This window comes from Pantoea sp. UBA5035, assembly GCF_002415245.1.
Taxonomy (GTDB): domain Bacteria; phylum Pseudomonadota; class Gammaproteobacteria; order Enterobacterales; family Enterobacteriaceae; genus Pantoea; species Pantoea septica.
This window is the reverse complement of sequence record NZ_DICD01000004.1, coordinates 130,947-149,033: the sequence shown is the minus strand read 5'-3', so window position 1 is coordinate 149,033 and position 18,087 is coordinate 130,947. Positions and strand designations below refer to the sequence as shown.

Here is an 18,087-nt window from a genome sequence, read left to right as displayed (position 1 = left end):
ACAGCGTTATTCACGGAAAAAACCGGCATCTCTGGGTGCCGGGCATTTTTATGAATATTAATAATCTCAGTGGGATATACATAACATGAATAATATCTCAGTAACGCCTAAAGGCGGTACTATCGCCTCGCAGCTGAGTGGCAGCGACGTCAATTTGTCCACTCCAAGTGTGATTAAACTCAACCTCAATCGATCTGACATTAAATCTTTCGCACGCAACGGCAATGATCTTGTTGTAACCACGAAATCTGGCGAAACGGTTGTTATTCATAATTTTTATGGCCCGGCAGGCGAAAGCGACCTGGTATTGCAGGATGACCAGGGCGCGCTCTGGTGGGTAGAAAATCCCGGTGAGCAGGGTTTTCAGTACGTCTCGATCGACAGTACCGAAGGGCTGCTGGCGGATAACCTGACCAGCGACAACACTATCGCCGCCTTTGGTATCGGCGGCGCGGCGCTGGCGGGGATCGGCGCGCTGTTTGCTACTAACGGCGGCGGCGGTGGCGGCGGTGGTGGTGGCGATGCAGGCGGCGGCACCGGCGGCGGAGATAACCCAGGCGATGGCACAGGTGGCGGCAATACCGGCGGCGGCACAGGCGGCGGTAACAATGGCGGCGGCACAGGCGGCGGGGATACCACCGCGCCCGGCGCGGCGACCAATGTAGTGATTAACGACAGCGTCGGCAGCATTCAGGGCGCCATTGCCGCAGGCGGCATCACCGATGATAATTCCCCTGTTTTAAGCGGAACCGCTGAGGCGGGCGCTACCGTCAGCGTTTACGACAACGGCACGCTGCTGGGCACCGTAACCGTAAATGCCGACGGCAGCTGGAGCTTTACTACGCCGACGCTGGCGGATGGCCAGCATAGCCTGACGGTGACGGTCACCGACGCCGCAGGCAACACCAGTAGCGCCACCGATCCGCTGAACTTTACCGTCGATACTCTCGCGCCGGCGCTAACCGACGTGAGCGCCACCAGCGATAACGGCACGATCCTGACGCCCATCGCCGCAAACGGCGCGACCAGCGACGCAACGCCGACGCTGCAGGGCACGGCCGAAGCGGGCAGCACCGTCACCATTTCCGATAACGGCACCGTGCTGGGCACGGTTATCGTCGGCAGCGATGGGCGCTGGTCTTTCTCTACCTCCACGCTGGGCGAAGGCAGCCATACGCTGAGCATTACCGCCGCCGATGCGGCAGGCAACGTTAGCCCGGCGACCACCTTGACCTTCACCGTTGATACCCTGGCACCGAATGCCGCCAGCAACCTGCAGCTGACCGATAACGTCGGCGACAGCCAGGGGCCGCTCGCTTCCGGCAGCTCGACCGACGACAATACGCCAGTGTTGAGCGGCCAGGCAGAAGCGGGCACCACCGTCAGCGTATATGACGGCGATACCTTACTCGGCACGGTCACGGTTGGCGCCGATGGCCTGTGGAGCTTTACCACGCCCGCGTTGAGCAATGGCAGCCATAGTCTGACGGCGACCGTAACCGATGCCGCAGGCAACGTCAGCGCGCCGACGGCGGCGATTGTGGTCAACGTCGCGGCGGATCTGCCGCCAGCGACCAGCTCGCTGGAGATTACCGACGACAGCGGCAGTACGCTGGTGCCGCTGACCAATGGCGCCTCGACCGCAGACAGCACGCCGACCCTGAGCGGCCTGACCACCGCGGGCGCGCTGGTGACGCTCTACAACGGCGACACGGTTATCGGCAGCGTTACCGCCGACGCCAGCGGCCAGTGGAATTTTACCCCCGCCGCGCTGGCGGACGGCACCTACGCCTTCCGCGCCGATACCACCAACGCCGACGGCAACATTACTCCGTCGCCGGTGCTGACCATTACTATCGATACGCTGGCACCAACCACGCCAGCCGATCTGCAGCTGACTAACGACGACGGCGCAGCGGTGGCCGCTGGCGGCGCGACAAACGACAATACCCTGACGCTGAGCGGCAGCGCGGAACCGGGCAGTACAGTCACCGTGCGAGACGGCGACACGCTGTTGGGCACCGTTACCGCAGGCGGAGACGGCAGCTGGAGCTTTACTACGCCGGTACTGACGGACGGCAGCCATAGCCTGACGGCAACGGTAACGGATGCAGCGGGCAACGTTAGCGCGGCTTCCGCGCCGCTCAACTTTACCGTCGATACGCAGGCGCCGGAAGCGGTCAGCGGTCTGGTGGTCACTGACGACGTCGGCGACAGCACGGGTCCGCTGACGTCAGGCGCCACCACCGACGACGCGACCCCTGTTCTGAGCGGACAGGCAGAGCCCGATTCGCTGCTGACCATTTACGATAACGGCGTCGCCATCGGCAGCCTGACGGTCGGCACCGACGGCAACTGGAGCTTTACCACGCCGACGCTGAGCAATGGCGCGCACAGCCTGACGCTGACGCTGACCGATGCGGCAGGCAACGTCAGCGCGCCGACCGCGCCGTTCGACTTTACCGTCGCCGCAGGCGAACCGCCGGCGGCCAGCACGCTGGTGATCACCGACGACAGCGGCAGCGCGGCGGTGGATCTGGCCGACGGCGCCAGCACGCGCGACACCACGCCGGTACTGAGCGGCGCGACCTTCGCTAACGCGCTGGTTACGCTCTATAACGGCGATACCGTAATTGGCAGCGTCACTGCCGACATCAACGGCCAGTGGAGCTTTACGCCTGCCGCGCTGGCAGACGGCACCTACGATTTTCGCGCGGCCGTTACCGACGCCGCAGGCAACATCATCTATTCCGCCACCCTGGCGATTACCATCGACACCGTCGCGCCGACAGCGGCGGCGGACGTCACGCTGGCGGACGCCAACGGCGATCCGATCGACGGCCTCACCAACAATAACGCGCCGGTGCTGAGCGGCACGGCGGAGCCGGGCAGCATCGTGACCGTTTCTGACGGCGGCACGCCGCTGGGCAGCGTCACAGTCGGCCAGGACGGTAGCTGGAGCTTCACCTCGCCGGTTCTCGCTGACGGCAGCCACAGCCTGACGGCGGTGGTGACCGATGCGGCGGGCAACGCCAGCGCGCCGAGCGCGCCAGCGAACTTTACCCTGGATACGCAGGCGCCGGTTGCCGCAGCCGATCTGGCGCTCAGCAGCGACAGCAGCGGCGTCTCCGTGCCGGTCGCTGCAGGCGCTGCCACGGGCGACGCCTCCCCGGTATTGAGCGGCAGCGCCGAACCGGGCAGCATCGTCACCATTTCTGACGGCGACACCGTACTGGGTACGGCGACCGTCGGTGGAGACGGGCGCTGGAGCTTTACCGCCGCAGGCCTTGCCGACGGCGGCCATAGCCTGACCACCACCGTGACCGATGCGGCGGGCAACACCGGCCCGGCTTCGGCACCGCTCTCCTTTACCGTTGATACCCTTGCTCCAGAGGCAGCTACCGGCCTGGTGGTAACCGACGACGTGGGCGCCTCGCAGGGCGATCTCGCCTCTGGCGACACCACCGACGACAGCACGCCGACCCTGAGCGGCACGGCGGAGGCCAACAGCCTGATTAGCGTCTACGACGGCGATACGCTGCTTGGCACCGCCACGGCTGACGTTAACGGCAGCTGGAGCTTTACCACGCCGGCGCTGAGCAACGGCCTGCACAGCCTGACCGTGACCGTGACCGATGCGGCTGGCAACGTCAGCGCGCCGACGGCACCGTTCGATCTCACCGTTGATGCCGGCGTGCCGCCAGCCACCGCCTCGCTGGAGGTAACCGACGACAGCGGCAGCACCCTTGTGGCGCTGGCCGACGGCGCCAGCACGCGCGACACCACGCCGGTGCTGAGCGGCCTGACCACCGCGGGCGCGCTGGTCACGCTCTATAACGGCGATGCGGTCATCGGAAGCGTGACTGCCGATGCGGCGGGCCAGTGGAGCTTCACGCCAGCGGCGCTGGACGATGGCAGCTACGCCTTCCGCGCCGACACCGCCAACGCGGACGGCAGCGTGACGCCCTCGCCGGTGCTGACCGTCACCATCGATACCGTCGCGCCTGCGGCGGTCGCGGACGCGGCCCTGACCGACGCTAACGGCGTGCCGGTAACGAACGACGGCGCCACCAATAGCCCTACGCCGGTGCTGAGCGGTACGGCGGAGCCGGGCAGTGTCGTCACCGTTTCCGATGGCGACACTGTGCTGGGCACGACCACCGTCGCCCAGGACGGCAGCTGGAGCTTTACCACGCCGACGCTTGCTGAAGGCGGCCACAGCCTGAGCGCCACCGTAACCGATGCGGCGGGCAACGTTAGCGCAGCCTCTACGCCGTTGACCTTTACTCTCGATACCTCCGCGCCGCAGACAGCGTCAGGCGTCACCGTGACCGATGACGTCGGCGATCGTCAGGGCGCGCTGGCGTTCGGCGACACCACCGACGACAGTACGCCGACCCTGAGCGGCACGGCGGAAGCCAACAGCATCGTCAGCGTCTACGACGGCGATCAGCTGCTGGGCACGGCCAACGCCGACGGCAGCGGCAGCTGGAGCTTTACCACGCCGGAACTGGCCGACGGCCTGCACAGCCTGAGCGTGACCGTGACCGATGCGGCGGGCAACGTCAGCGCGCCGACGCAGCCGTTCGATCTCACCGTCGCCGCCACCCAGGCGCCTGTGACCGTCACCCTGGCGGTCACTGACGACAGCAGCGGCGCGCCAGTGGATCTCGCTGACGGCGCCAGCACGCGCGACGCGACGCCGACGCTGAGCGGTCAGACCGCCGCCGGGCTGCTGGTAACGCTCTATAACGGCGATACCGCTATCGGCAGCGTCACCGCCGACGGCAGCGGCCTGTGGAGCTTTACGCCGCAGGCGCTGCCGGACGGCACCTACGATTTCCGCGCCAGCGTCACCGACGCCGCGGGCAATATCACCGATTCCGCCATCCTGACGATCGCCATCGACACCGCAGCGCCGGCAACCGCTACCGACATTGCGCTGGTGGATGAGAACGGCGCTCCCATCGGCGGCCTCACTAACAACAATGCGCCGGTGCTGAGCGGCACGGCGGAGGCGGGCAGCGTCGTCACCATCTCTGACGGCGATACGGTGCTGGGCAGCGTTACGGCCGCTCAGGACGGCAGCTGGAGCTTCACCTCGCCGGTTCTCGCCGACGGCAGCCACAGCCTGACGGCGGTGGTGACCGACGCGGCAGGCAACGCCAGCGCGCCGACTGCGCCAGCAACCTTTACTCTGGATACGCAGGCGCCGGTGGCCGCAGCCGATCTGGCGCTCAGCAGCGACAGCAGCGGCGTCTCCGTGCCGGTCGCCGCAGGCGATACCACCAGTGACGCTACGCCGGTGCTGAGCGGCAGCGCCGAACCAGACAGCATCGTCACTATTTCTGACGGCGACGCGGTGCTTGGTAGCGCCACGGTCGCGCAGGATGGCCGCTGGAGCTTTACCTCGCCGACGCTCGCCGACGGCAGCCACAGCCTGACCACTACGGTAACCGATGCGGCGGGCAACACCGGCCCCGCTTCGGCGCCGCTCACCTTTACCGTTGACGCCACTGCGCCGGAGGCGGCCACCGGCCTGGTGGTAACCGACGACGTGGGCGCCTCGCAGGGCGATCTCGCCTCTGGCGACACCACCGACGACAGCACGCCGACCCTGAGCGGCACGGCGGAGGCCAACGGCACTGTCAGCGTCTATGACGGCGACACGCTGCTCGGCACCGCGACGGCAGATGCCAGCGGCAGCTGGAGCTTCATCACGCCGGCACTGAGCGACGGCCTGCACAGCCTGACCGTTACCGTGACCGATGCGGTCGGCAACGTCAGCGCGCCGACAACACCGTTCGATCTCACCGTTGACGCCGGCGTGCCGCCAGCCACCGCCTCGCTGGTAGTGACCGACGACAGCGGCAGCACCCTTGTAGAACTGGCTGACGGCGACACCACGCGCGACACTACGCCGGTGCTGAGCGGCCTGACCACTGCGGGCGCGCTGGTGACGCTCTATAACGGCGACGCGGTCATCGGCAGCGTCACCGCCGATGCGGCCGGTCAGTGGAGCTTCACGCCAGCGGCGCTGGAAGAGGGTAGCTACGCCTTCCGCGCCGACACCGCCAACGCGGACGGCAGCTTGACGCCTTCGCCCGTGCTGAATATCACCATCGACAGCGTCGTGCCGGATGCGGTCAGCGGGCTGCAGCTGAGCAGCGACGCCAGCGGCGCGCTGGTGCCGGTCACTACGGGCGCGACCAATGATACGACGCCTGTGCTGAGCGGCACGGCTGAGCCGGGCAGCATTGTCACCGTTTCCGACGGCGGCAACGTACTCGGTAGCGCCGCCGTCGGTCCAGACGGCAGCTGGAGCTTTACCACGCCTGCGCTGAGCGAGGGCGCCCACAGCCTGAGCGCCACCGTGACCGATGCGGCGGGCAATGTCAGCAACGCCTCCGCGCCGATCACCTTTGACGTCGACAGCACGCCGCCGGCGGCGATCGTCGATCTGGTGCTGAGCGATAGCCGCGGCGGCACGCTACAGCCGATAGGGGCAGGCGGTTCCACCAGCAGCACCACGCCGACCCTGAGCGGCAGCGCTGAACCGGGCAGCACCGTTACCGTAAGCGACGGCAACAACGTGCTGGGCAGCGCGACGGTCAACGCCGACGGCAGCTGGAGCTTTATCAGCCCGGCGCTGGGCGATGGCGGACACAGCCTGACCGCCACGGTAACCGATTTAGCGGGCAACAGCGGCCCGGCCTCCGCGCCGCTGGCCTTTAACGTTGATACCGTCGCGCCTGCGGCGGTGAGCAATCTGGTGGTTACCGATAACTACGGGGATGCCACAGGCCAGCTCGCCTCGGGCGACACTACGGACGATCGCACCCCGACCCTGAGCGGTCAGGGCGAGCCAAACGCGCTGGTGACGATTTATGACGGCCAGGTCGTGCTGGGTTACACCACCGTCGACACCGACGGCAGCTGGAGCTTTACCACGCCGACCCTGAGCAGCGGCGCGCACAGCCTGACGACCACTCTCACCGATCCAGCAGGCAACGTCGGCGCGGCGTCTGACGCCTTCGCGCTCACCGTTGACGGCACGCTGCCGCCAGCGAGCACGCCGCTGGAGGCGGTCAATGAAACCGGCTCTACCGTCGCGCCGCTGATCGACGGCGCCACGACCAATAACGACAGCCCGGTGCTGAGCGGCCTCGCCGATCCGAATAGCGTGGTTACGCTCTACGACGGCCAGACGCTGATAGGCAGCACCACGGCAGACGGCAGCGGCCAGTGGTCTTTCCGGCTCTTCTCGCTGTCGAACGGCCTGCACGCTTTCTATGCCACCATCGTCAGGCCTGACGGCGCGACCACCAACGCCGGTCCGCTGAATATCACCGTCGATACCATTGCGCCGAGCGCGGCCGATAACCTGCAGCTTACCGGCGACAGCGGCAGCACCAGCACGCCGATCGGTGACGGCAGCGCCACCCGCGACGTCTCGCCGGTACTGAGCGGCACGGGCGAGCCGGGCAGCACCGTCTCTGTTTCCGACAACGGCAACCTGCTGGGCACCGCCACGGTGGACGCCAGCGGCAACTGGCAATTTACCTCGCCGGCGCTGGCGGAAGGGCCGCATAGCCTCACCACCACTCAGACCGACCTCGCCGGTAACGTCGGCCCGGCCTCCGCGCCGCTGACCTTTACCGTCGATACCACGCCGCCAGCCGCCGCCAGCGGCCTGGTGGTAAGCGATGACGTCGGCGGCAGCCAGGGGCCTCTCACCTCCGGCGACACCACCGACGACAGCACGCCGACCCTCAGCGGCCAGGCGGAAGCGGGCGCGCTCGTCATCGTTTATGACGGCGACGTGCTGCTCGGCACCGTCACGGCGGATGCCGCAGGCAACTGGAGCCTGACCACCGCCGCGCTAAGTAACGGCAATCACAGCATGACCGTGACCGTCACCGACGCGGCGGGCAACGTCAGCCTGGCGACGCCAGCCTTTAATCTGAATATTCAGGCGGATCTGCCGCCGGCCACCGCCTCTCTGCAGGCGACCGACGACAGCGGCAGCCAGCTGGTTTCGCTGGCCGATGGCGCCGTTACCTCCGATGCGACGCCGATCCTGAGCGGCCTGGCGACGGCGGGCGCTCTGGTCACGATCTTCAGCGGCGATACGGTGCTGGGCAGCGTCACCGCTGATGCCGTGGGGCAGTGGAGCTTTACGCCTGCGGCGCAGGCGGACGGCACCTATAGCTTCCTCGCCAGCTACACCGACGCCACTGGCAACCTGGTTCAGTCCGCGCCGCTGACCCTGACCATCGACACCACTGCGCCAGCCGCCGCGACCGACGTGACGCTGACGAATGCCAGCGGCGATCCGATCGCGACTGATACGCCGACCAGCAACAATACGCCTGTGCTGAGCGGCAGCGCCGAACCGGGCAGCACCGTCACCGTTTCCGACGGCGATCAGGTGCTGGGCACGGCGACGGCCGGCACCGACGGCAGCTGGAGTTTTACTACGCCGACGCTTTCTGACGGCAGCCACAGCCTGACCACCGTGGTCACCGACGCGGCCGGCAACGCCGGACCGGCCTCCACGCCTGTCGCCATCACCGTTGACACCCAGCCGCCGGCTCTGCCTGCGGATGTGGTATTGAGCAACGATGGTGCGCCGCTCGTCTCGGGCGACGCCACCAACAACGTGACGCCGGTATTAAGCGGCACCGCTGAGCCGGGCAGCACCGTGATCCTCTCCGACGGCGGCACCGTGCTCGGCAGCGTCACGGCGGACAACGACGGCAACTGGAGCTATACCACGCCGACGCTGGCCGACGGCGATCACAGCCTGACCGCCGTGGTCACCGATCCGGCGGGCAACAGCAGCGCCGCCACCGCGCCGATCCTGGTGACGGTGGATACCGCGCCGCCAGCGGCGCCGACCGGGCTGCAGCTTAGCAACGACCAGAGCGGCACCCCTGTGCCGGTTTCTGGCGGCGTGACCAACGATCCGACGCCGGTGCTGAGCGGCACTGCGGAGACGGGCGGCATTGTTACCGTTTACGACGGCGCCGCCGCGCTCGGCTCCACAACGGTGAACAGCGACGGCAGCTGGAGCTTTACGTCGCCGGCGCTGAGCGAAGGCGATCATAGCCTGACCGCTACCGTCACTGACGCGGCGGGCAACGTCGGTCCGGCTTCTGATGCGCTGACGACGACCATCGACACCACGCCGCCGGTGGTAGCGGCCGATCTGCTGCTCAGCAACGAGAGCGGTGCGGCTATTCCTGCGGACGGACTCACCAACAGCGCGACGCCGGTGCTGAGCGGTAGCGCCGATGCCGGCAGCCTGGTGACCGTTTCCGACGGCGACACCGTGCTGGGCTCGGTCACCGCCGACGCGGACGGCAACTGGAGCTTTACCTCTCCGGCGCTGGATGACGGCCTGCATAGCCTGACGGCGACCGTCACCGATAGCGCGGGCAACGTCAGCGCGCCGACCGATGCGCTGAGCTTTACGGTCGATACCCTGCCGCCGGCGGCGGCGCTCAGCCTGACGCTGAATAACGATCAGACCGGCGCGGCGATCCCTGCGAACGGCACCACCAGCGATACCACGCCGGTGCTGAGCGGCACCGCCGAACCGGGCGGCATCGTTACCCTTTATGACAACGACATCGCACTTGGCTCCGTGGCGGTGAACAGCGACGGCAGCTGGAGCTTTACCTCTCCGGCGCTGGCGGCGGGCGATCACAGCCTGACCGCCACCGTCACCGATGCTGCCGGCAATATCGGTCCGGCGTCGGCGGCCTACTTCTTCACCGTGGATCTGACGCCGCCAGCGGCGGCGGCGGATCTGGCGCTCACTAACGACGCCAGCGGCACGACGATTGCAGCGGGCGGCCAGACCAACGACACCACGCCGGTACTGAGCGGCACCGCGGAGGCGGGCAGCACGGTTACCGTTTCCGACGGCCCCACGGTGCTGGGCACGGCCACGGTCGGCGGCGACGGCAGCTGGAGCTTCACCGCGCCGACCCTGAGCGAAGGCGCGCACAGTCTGAGCGTGGTGGTAACGAACGCCACCGGCAACAGCAGCGCGCCGTCTGAGGCGATCGGCTTTACCGTCGACACCGCCGCGCCTGCGGCAGCGACCGCACTGCTGCTGACCAACGATGCCAGCGGCGTCGTCATTGCGGCAGGCGGCGCGACCAACGACGCGACGCCGGTGCTGAGCGGGACAGCGGAGCCGGGCGGCACGGTCACTGTCTCTGACGGTACGGTCGTGCTAGGCACGGCCACCGTCGGCGCTGACGGCAGCTGGAGCTTTACGTCGCCAGCGCTGGGCGAAGGCGTGCACAGCTTCACCACCGTCGTGACCGATGCGGCGGGCAACGTCGGACCCACGTCGGAAGCCCTGGGCTTCAGCGTGGATACCACCGCCCCTGCGCTGGCCGACAACGTGCTGGTTAACAACAACAACGGCCTGACGCTGGTGCCGATTGTGGACGGCAGCGCCACCAACGACGCCAGGCCGGAGCTAACCGGCACGGCCGAGGCGGGCAGTGTCGTCACCGTTTATGACGACGATGTGGCGATCGGCTCCGTCTCCGTAGGACCGGAGGGCAGCTGGAGCTTTACCACGCCGACGCTGGCGAGCGGGCCGCACAGCCTGAGCGTGAGCGTTACCGACGCGGCGGGCAACAGCAGCGGCACGACTCCGCCTGTCGGCTTTACCGTCGATACCGCCGCTCCTGAGGCCGTTACCGGGCTGACGCTCACTAACGATCTTACCGGCGCGACCATCCCAGACGGCGGCCTGAGCAACGACAACACGCCGGTGCTGAGCGGCAGCGCCGAAGCAGGCAGCATCGTTACCGTGCTGGACGGCACGGCGGTACTCGGCAGCGCCACCGTGAATGACGACGGCAGCTGGAGCTTTACCGCGCCGACGCTCAACGACGGCGCGCATAGCCTGAGCGCCGTGGTAACAGATGCGGCCGGCAACGTCAGCCCGGCCAGCAGCGTCATCGCGCTGAACGTCGATACCCAGCCGCCTGCGGCCGTAACCAGCCTGGCGCTGAGCAACGACAGCGGCGCAACGCCAACGGCTATTCCGGACGGCGGCCTTACCGATGACAACACGCCGGTGCTGAGCGGCCTCTCTGAGGCGGGCGGCACGGTCGCCATCTATAATGGCGCCACGCTGCTGGACAGCGTAGCGGTCAACGCCGACGGCAGCTGGAGCTATACCCCGCCTGCGCTTGACGACGGCACCTATACCTTTACCGTGACGCCTGTCGATGCGGCAGGCAATGTCGGCGCCGCCGCCGCTATCAGCGTGGTTATCGACGCCACCGCGCCGGCAACGGCGGCGGATATCGCCCTCACCAGCGATAACGGGGCGGCAACGGCGATCGTCGACGGCGGCATCACCAGCGACAGCACGCCGCTGATGAGCGGCAGCGGCGAAGCGGGCAGCATCGTCACCGTTTATGATGGCGCCCTTGCTCTCGGCACAACCACGGTCGGCGCCAACGGCCTGTGGAGCTTCTCGCTGCCGACGCTGAGCGACGCCGCGCACAGCCTGACGGTGACTCTCACCGATGCGGCGGGCAACACCAGCGCGCCTTCAGCGGCGATTGGCTTTACCGTCGACACCCTGGCGCCGGACGCGTCTGCGCTGACGGTCAGCAGCGATAACGGCCCAGAAACGGTGGTGCTGACGCCGAACGCCGCGACCAGCGACAACACGCCGGTACTGACGGGAACGGCAGAGGCCAACAGCCTGGTCACCCTTTATGACGGCGACGTGGTGATCGGATCGGCGACGGCAAACGGCCAGGGCGCGTGGAGCTTTACCTCGCCTGCGCTGGCGGACGGCAGCCATACGCTGAGCACCACGGTCACCGACGAGATCGGCAACGTCAGCGCGCGTTCTGAAGCCTTTACCTTTGTGGTCGACGTGACGCCGCCGGAACCGGCAGGCGCGCTGACGGTGCGCAACGACGGCGGCACGATTATTGCCGACGGCGGCATCACCAACGACAGCACGCCAGCCATCAGCGGTACGGCAGAAGCGGGCACGCTGGTTACCGTCTACGACGGCACCACGGCGGTCGGCTCGGCGACGGCGGACGGCAGCGGCGCATGGAGCATTACGCCAGCGCCGGCGCTCTCCGACGCCGCGCATACGCTGAACGTCACCGTAACGGATGCGGCGGGCAATATCAGCTCCACCTCATCCATCACCCTGACCGTGGATACCACGCCGCCGCAGCCGGTGGCGACCTTTGATATCTACGATACCAACGGCGCGACGCCGGTGTTGATCGCCAGCGACGGCTATACCAACGACGACACGCCGGTACTGCGCGGCACCGCCGAGGCGGGCGCTACGGTCAATATCTATGAAGGGGACACGCTGCTCGGCACCGCTACGGTGAACCAGAGCGGCGTCTGGCGCTTCGAGACCGGCACGCTGACCGACGGGCAGTATACTTTTACCGTATCGGTCACCGACGCGGCGGGCAACGTCAGCACCGAGGCGCAGCCCTACACCATTAACGTCGATCTCACGCCGCCTGCGGTTATCGCCGATCTGGCGGTGAGCGATGATGCGGGCGCCACCAACGGCCCGCTGGCCAACGGCGCGGTCACCGATGACAACACTCCGACGCTGAGCGGCACGGCGGAGGCGGGCAGCGTCGTCAGCGTCTATGACGGCGACACGCTGCTGGGATCGGTAACGGCGGGCGCCGGCGGCGCATGGAGCTTTACCACCGGCGCGCTGAGCAACGGCCCGCACAGCTTTACCGTTACGCAGACCGATGTAGCAGGCAACGTCGGCGCGGCGAGCACGCCATTCGCTATCACCATTGAGAATGGCCTGCCGCCGACTTCCAGTACGCTGCAGCTTACCGACGACAGCGGCAGCACGCTGGTTAATCTGGCCAACGGCGCCTCTACCAGCGACACCACGCCGGTATTGAGCGGTCAGGCGACCGCCGGCGACGTGATTACCATCGCTGACGGCGGGGCCACGCTGGGCAGCGTCACCGTCGGCGCCGGCGGCGTGTGGACCTTTACGCCAGCTGCGCTGGCGGAGGGGGCGCACAGCTTCACCATTACCACGGTAGATGCCACAGGAAACCCTGGCGCGTCGGCTGGTCCGATCGCCATTACCGTCGATATCACGCCGCCAGCCGCGGCTACCGCGCTGCTGCTGAGCAACAACAACGGCACCACGCCGGTGGAGATCGCCAACGGCACCGCCACCAACGACAACACGCCGCAGCTGAGCGGCACCACCGAAGCTGGCGCGCTGGTCACCGTCTATGACGGCGACACCGTCATCGGCTCGACTACGGCGGGAGCAGGCGGCGCATGGAGCTTCGTCTCGCCGCTGCTGACTAACGGGCCGCATGCGCTGAGCGTGACGGTAACGGATGCGGCGGGCAACCTGAGCGATCGCTCCGCCGCTATCGCCTTCACCGTGGATACCATCGCGCCAGCGACGGCCGCGAATCTGACAATCACCAACGACGCTACCAATACGGCGATACCGAACGGCGGCTTCACCAATGACGACACGCCGGTGGTCAGCGGCACTGCCGAGGCGGGCAGCCTGGTGACCATCTATGACGGCGCCACGGCGCTCGGATCCGTTACGGCGGACGCTGGCGGCAGCTGGCGCTTCGTCTCCCGCGCGCTGGCACAGGGCACCCACACGCTGAGCGCTCGCGTCACCGATGCGGCGGGCAACGTCAGCGTGCCGTCCGGCACCGCGACGGTGGTGGTCGATACCGTGGCGCCAGCGCCGGTAACCCTGACCGCCAGCAACAACAACGGCGCGACGGCGACGCCGATCGCCAGTAACGGCACCACCAACGACAGCACGCCAGTGCTGACGGGGACGGCGGAGGCGGGCAGCCGCATCTTTATCTCCGACGGCAACACGGTGCTGGGCAGCGTCACGGCGGGCAGCAACGGTCAGTGGAGCTTCACCACGCCGACGCTGGCCGACGGCCCGCATACCCTGAGCGTGACCGCCATCGATGCGGCGGGCAACACCAGCGAAGCCGCGCTGCTGACGCTGACGGTCGCCACCGCCGCGCCAGCGCCGGTCGCCGATCTGACGGTTAACGATAACGTCGGGGCGACGCAGGGCAACCTGGTGAACGGCGCGGTCACCGACGACAACACGCCGACGCTTAGCGGCACCACCGGCGCGGGCAATATCGTGGCCGTTTACGACGGCGCTACGCTGCTCGGCACGGCGATCGCGGGCGCGAATGGCGCATGGAGCTTCACTACCGGCGCGCTGAGCAACGGCGCGCATACCCTCAACGTAACGGTGACCAACGCGGCGGGCAACACCAGCGCCGCGACGCCGTTTACCCTGACGGTGGATACCGTCGCGCCAGCCGCGTCGACGCTGGTGGTCACCAACGACGCCGCCAACGTGACGGTGCCGAATGGCGGATCGACCAACGACAATACGCCGGTGCTGAGCGGTACGGCGGAGGCGGGCAGCACCGTCACGGTGTATGACGGCGCGACGGCGCTGGGCACCGTGACCGTCGGCACGGGCGGCGCGTGGAGCTTTACCTCAAGCCTCCTCGCCGAAGGCGCGCATGCGCTGCGCGTGACGGTGACGGATCCGGCAGGCAACGTTAGCGGCTCCACCACGGCCAGCATTGTGGTGGACACCACGGCGCCAGCGGCTGTTACCCTGACGGCAAGCAACAACAACGGCACCACGCCGGTGCCGATCGCCAGCAACGGCAGCACCAACGACAGCACGCCGGCGCTCACCGGTAGCGCCGAGGCGGGCAGCCGCATCACCATCACCGACGGCACCACGGTGCTGGGCAGCACGACGGCGGGCAGCAACGGTCAGTGGAGCTTCGTCACGCCGACGCTGGCGGATGGCGCCCATACCCTGAGCGTCACCGCCACCGATGCGGTCGGCAACACCAGCTCGCCGACCACGCTGACGCTGACCGTGGATACCACGGCGCCAGCAGCGGTCACCGATCTGACGGTGAGCGACAACGTTGGGGCGATTCAGGGCATCCTGGCGAACGGCGCCGTCACTGACGACAATACGCCAACGCTGAGCGGCACGGCGGAAGCGGGCGCTATCGTGGTGATCTTCGACGGCACCACGGCGCTCGGTTCCACCACGGCGGGCGCCAACGGCGCGTGGAGCTTCACCACCGGCGCGCTGAGCAACGGCGTGCATCCGCTGAGCGTGACGGTGCGCGACGCGCTGGGCAACACCAGCGCCGCCTCCGCCACGGTTTCCGTTACCGTGGATACGGTGGCGCCAGCCGCCTCGACGCTGCAGGTCGTCAACGACATCACCGGCACGGTGGTGGCGAACGGCGGGTCGACTAACGACAACACGCCGACCCTGAACGGTACGGCGGAAGCGGGCAGCCGCGTCAGCATTTTCGACGGCGGTACGCTGCTGGGCACAGCAACGGCGGGCGCCAGCGGCGCGTGGAGCTTTACCACCAGCGCGCTGACGCAGGGCACCCATCCGCTGAGCGTGACCGTGACCGACCTGGCGGGCAACGTCAGCGGTTCGACGGCGGCCACAGTGATTGTCGATACCACGGCGCCAGCGGCGGTTACGGCGCTGGCGGTGAGCAACAACAACGGCAGCACGCCGGTGACCATTCCTAACGGCGGCGTTACCAACGACAACACTCCTCTGCTGAGCGGCAGCGGCGAAGTCGGCGCGCGGATTAGCGTCTATGAGGGCACCACGCTGTTGGGCACCGCCACGGTGGGCAGCAACGGGCAGTGGAGCCTGATTAGCCCGACGCTGGCGAGCGGCCCGCACACGCTGACCGTCACCGCGACCGATGCGGCGGGCAACGTCAGCCCGAGCGTTAACGCCACCCTGACCATCGACACCACGGCGCCGGCAGCCAGTACCCTGGTGATCACCAACGACTCGGTGACGCCGACCGTCACGGTACCGAGCGGCGGGGCGACGCGCGACACCACGCCGGTACTGAGCGGTACGGCGGAAGCGGGCGCGCTGGTCAGGATCTATGACGGCACAGCGCTGCTGGGCAGCGTGACCGCCAGCAACGGCGGCGCCTGGAGCTTCACCACCCCCACGCTGACGCAGGGCGCCCATGCGCTGAACGTCACGGTTACCGACACGGCGGGCAACGTCAGCGGCACCACGACGGCGAGCGTGACGATCGACAACGTGGCGCCGACGGCGGTCACCGGCCTGGCGATCAACACGGCAGGCACCACGCTGACCGGTAGCGGCGAGGCAGGCGCGACGGTGACGGTACGCGACGCGGGCGGCAACGCCATCGGCAGCGGCACCGTGGCGGCCAACGGCAGCTTCTCGCTGGCGCTGACCACCGCCCAGACCACTGGCGCGACGCTGTCGGTCACTCAGGCCGACCAGGCAGGCAACGTATCGCCCGCCGCAACGGTGCTGGGCGCTATCCGCGTGGTGGCGGCTAACGATGTCACCGAAGTGGATTACGCCACGCAGACCGGCACGATTACCAACGCGAATACCAGCCATACCGGTGTTTCGCTGCTGAACGTTAACCTGGGCGGCGCGGTCACGCTCGACGTGCTGCAAAGCGCAAACGCCTATCAGTTTACCGTGGGCGCGGGCGATACCCGTACGGTGACGCTGCACGCCTCGGCGACCAGCCTGGTGGCGCTGACGTCGACCTATACGCTCTACCTCTATCAGCAGCAGGCGAACGGCACCTGGGTGGTGAAATCGAGCAACGCCAACTACATCTCAACCTTCCTGACGGTCGGGACGCAGACGGGCGGCAACGTCACCTATAGCAACCTCGGCACCGGCAACTACGCGGTGCTGCTGGGCACCAGCAGCGGCGTCGGCGTCCTGCCGTCCACCAACGTGACCACCACCTCCGACATCACCACCCTGGCGGTGACGGTGGCGGCGACCGTGACGGGCAACCTGCTGGCGAATGACACCAGCTCGGTGGCCGGCACGATACCGACAGGCACGCTGGTGACCACGGTAGGCAGCAGCGCGATTGCAGCGACCGGCAACACGGTGATCAACACCACCTACGGCACCCTGACCGTCGACGCCAGAGGTAACTACACCTATGCGCTGAAAGCGGGGCTGGATGTCGACACGGTGCCGGCCACGGATGTGTTCACCTACTCGGTGCGCGACGCCAGCGGCGCGGTGACCTCGGCCGCCCTGACCGTGAACCTGCACAACGGCCCGGCCGCGACGCTCTTCTCGGTAAACAGCCTGTTTGCCGAAGCGCACGTCGATGACGGCACCACGGCGAGCGGCAGCATCTACGGCGACAGCAGCGCGGCCCATACCGGCGCGCTGAGCATCACCAACGAGGCGGGTCTGACCACCGCCGTCAGCAGCACGGGCATCACGCTGGTGGCGGGCGACTACGGCACTCTGAGCATCTCCGCCGACGGTCACTACACCTACGCGCTCAACTCGGCCGTAAACGTGCAGGGGATCGTACATAAAGAGGTGTTCAGCTATAGCCTGGCGGCAGCCGACGGCACCATTACCACCAACAGCTTCACCATCGAACTGCATCCGACTATTACCGGAACCGCAGGCGCGGATGCGCTGACCAGCAGCGCCTACGACGACACCATCACTGCCGGAGCGGGCGCCGATACCCTGGTGTATCACCTGCTCAACAGCGCGGATGCCGTCGGCGGCAACGAGCATGACACCTGGACCGATTTCTCTGTCGCCAGCGGCGACAAGATCGATATCAGCAGCTTGCTTGTCGGCTGGAACGACGCGACCAGCAACGTCAATGACTTCGTGAAGGTAGACCATACCGCCGATGGCAATACCGTTCTGTCGATCGACCGCGACGGCACCGGCACCGCCTACAGCAGTACGCAACTGGTCACGCTGGAAGGGGTGAACGTTTCACTGGAGGAGCTACTGCAACAGCCGCACCAGAATCACACGGTCTGATCGCCGTGATGTCTGGCAGGGAAGCATTATCGGGCGCAGGGATGCGCCCCTTTCTCTAACTGACGAGTGGAAAACGATGGATCGGATGCAATCAAGCGCAACATATCGCCGTTCTTTTAAGCTCAGCGTTCTCTGTG

1 protein-coding gene is annotated in these 18,087 nt (G+C 67.3%); it reads left to right on the top strand.

Going from position 1 to position 18,087, the window contains the following annotated elements; all coding sequences use genetic code 11:
• Positions 1 to 85: 85 nt before the first annotated feature.
• A complete protein-coding gene (locus tag B3229_RS03645) occupies positions 86 to 17,950 on the top strand; it encodes an Ig-like domain-containing protein (RefSeq protein WP_286868740.1) in 17,865 nt (5,954 codons plus the stop codon).
• Positions 17,951 to 18,087: the final 137 nt, after the last annotated feature.

Excerpts from the sequence above, each read along its gene's own strand:
- B3229_RS03645 (WP_286868740.1), top strand. The coding sequence starts at position 86 with ATGAATAATATCTCAGTAACGCCTAAAGGCGGTACTATCGCCTCGCAG.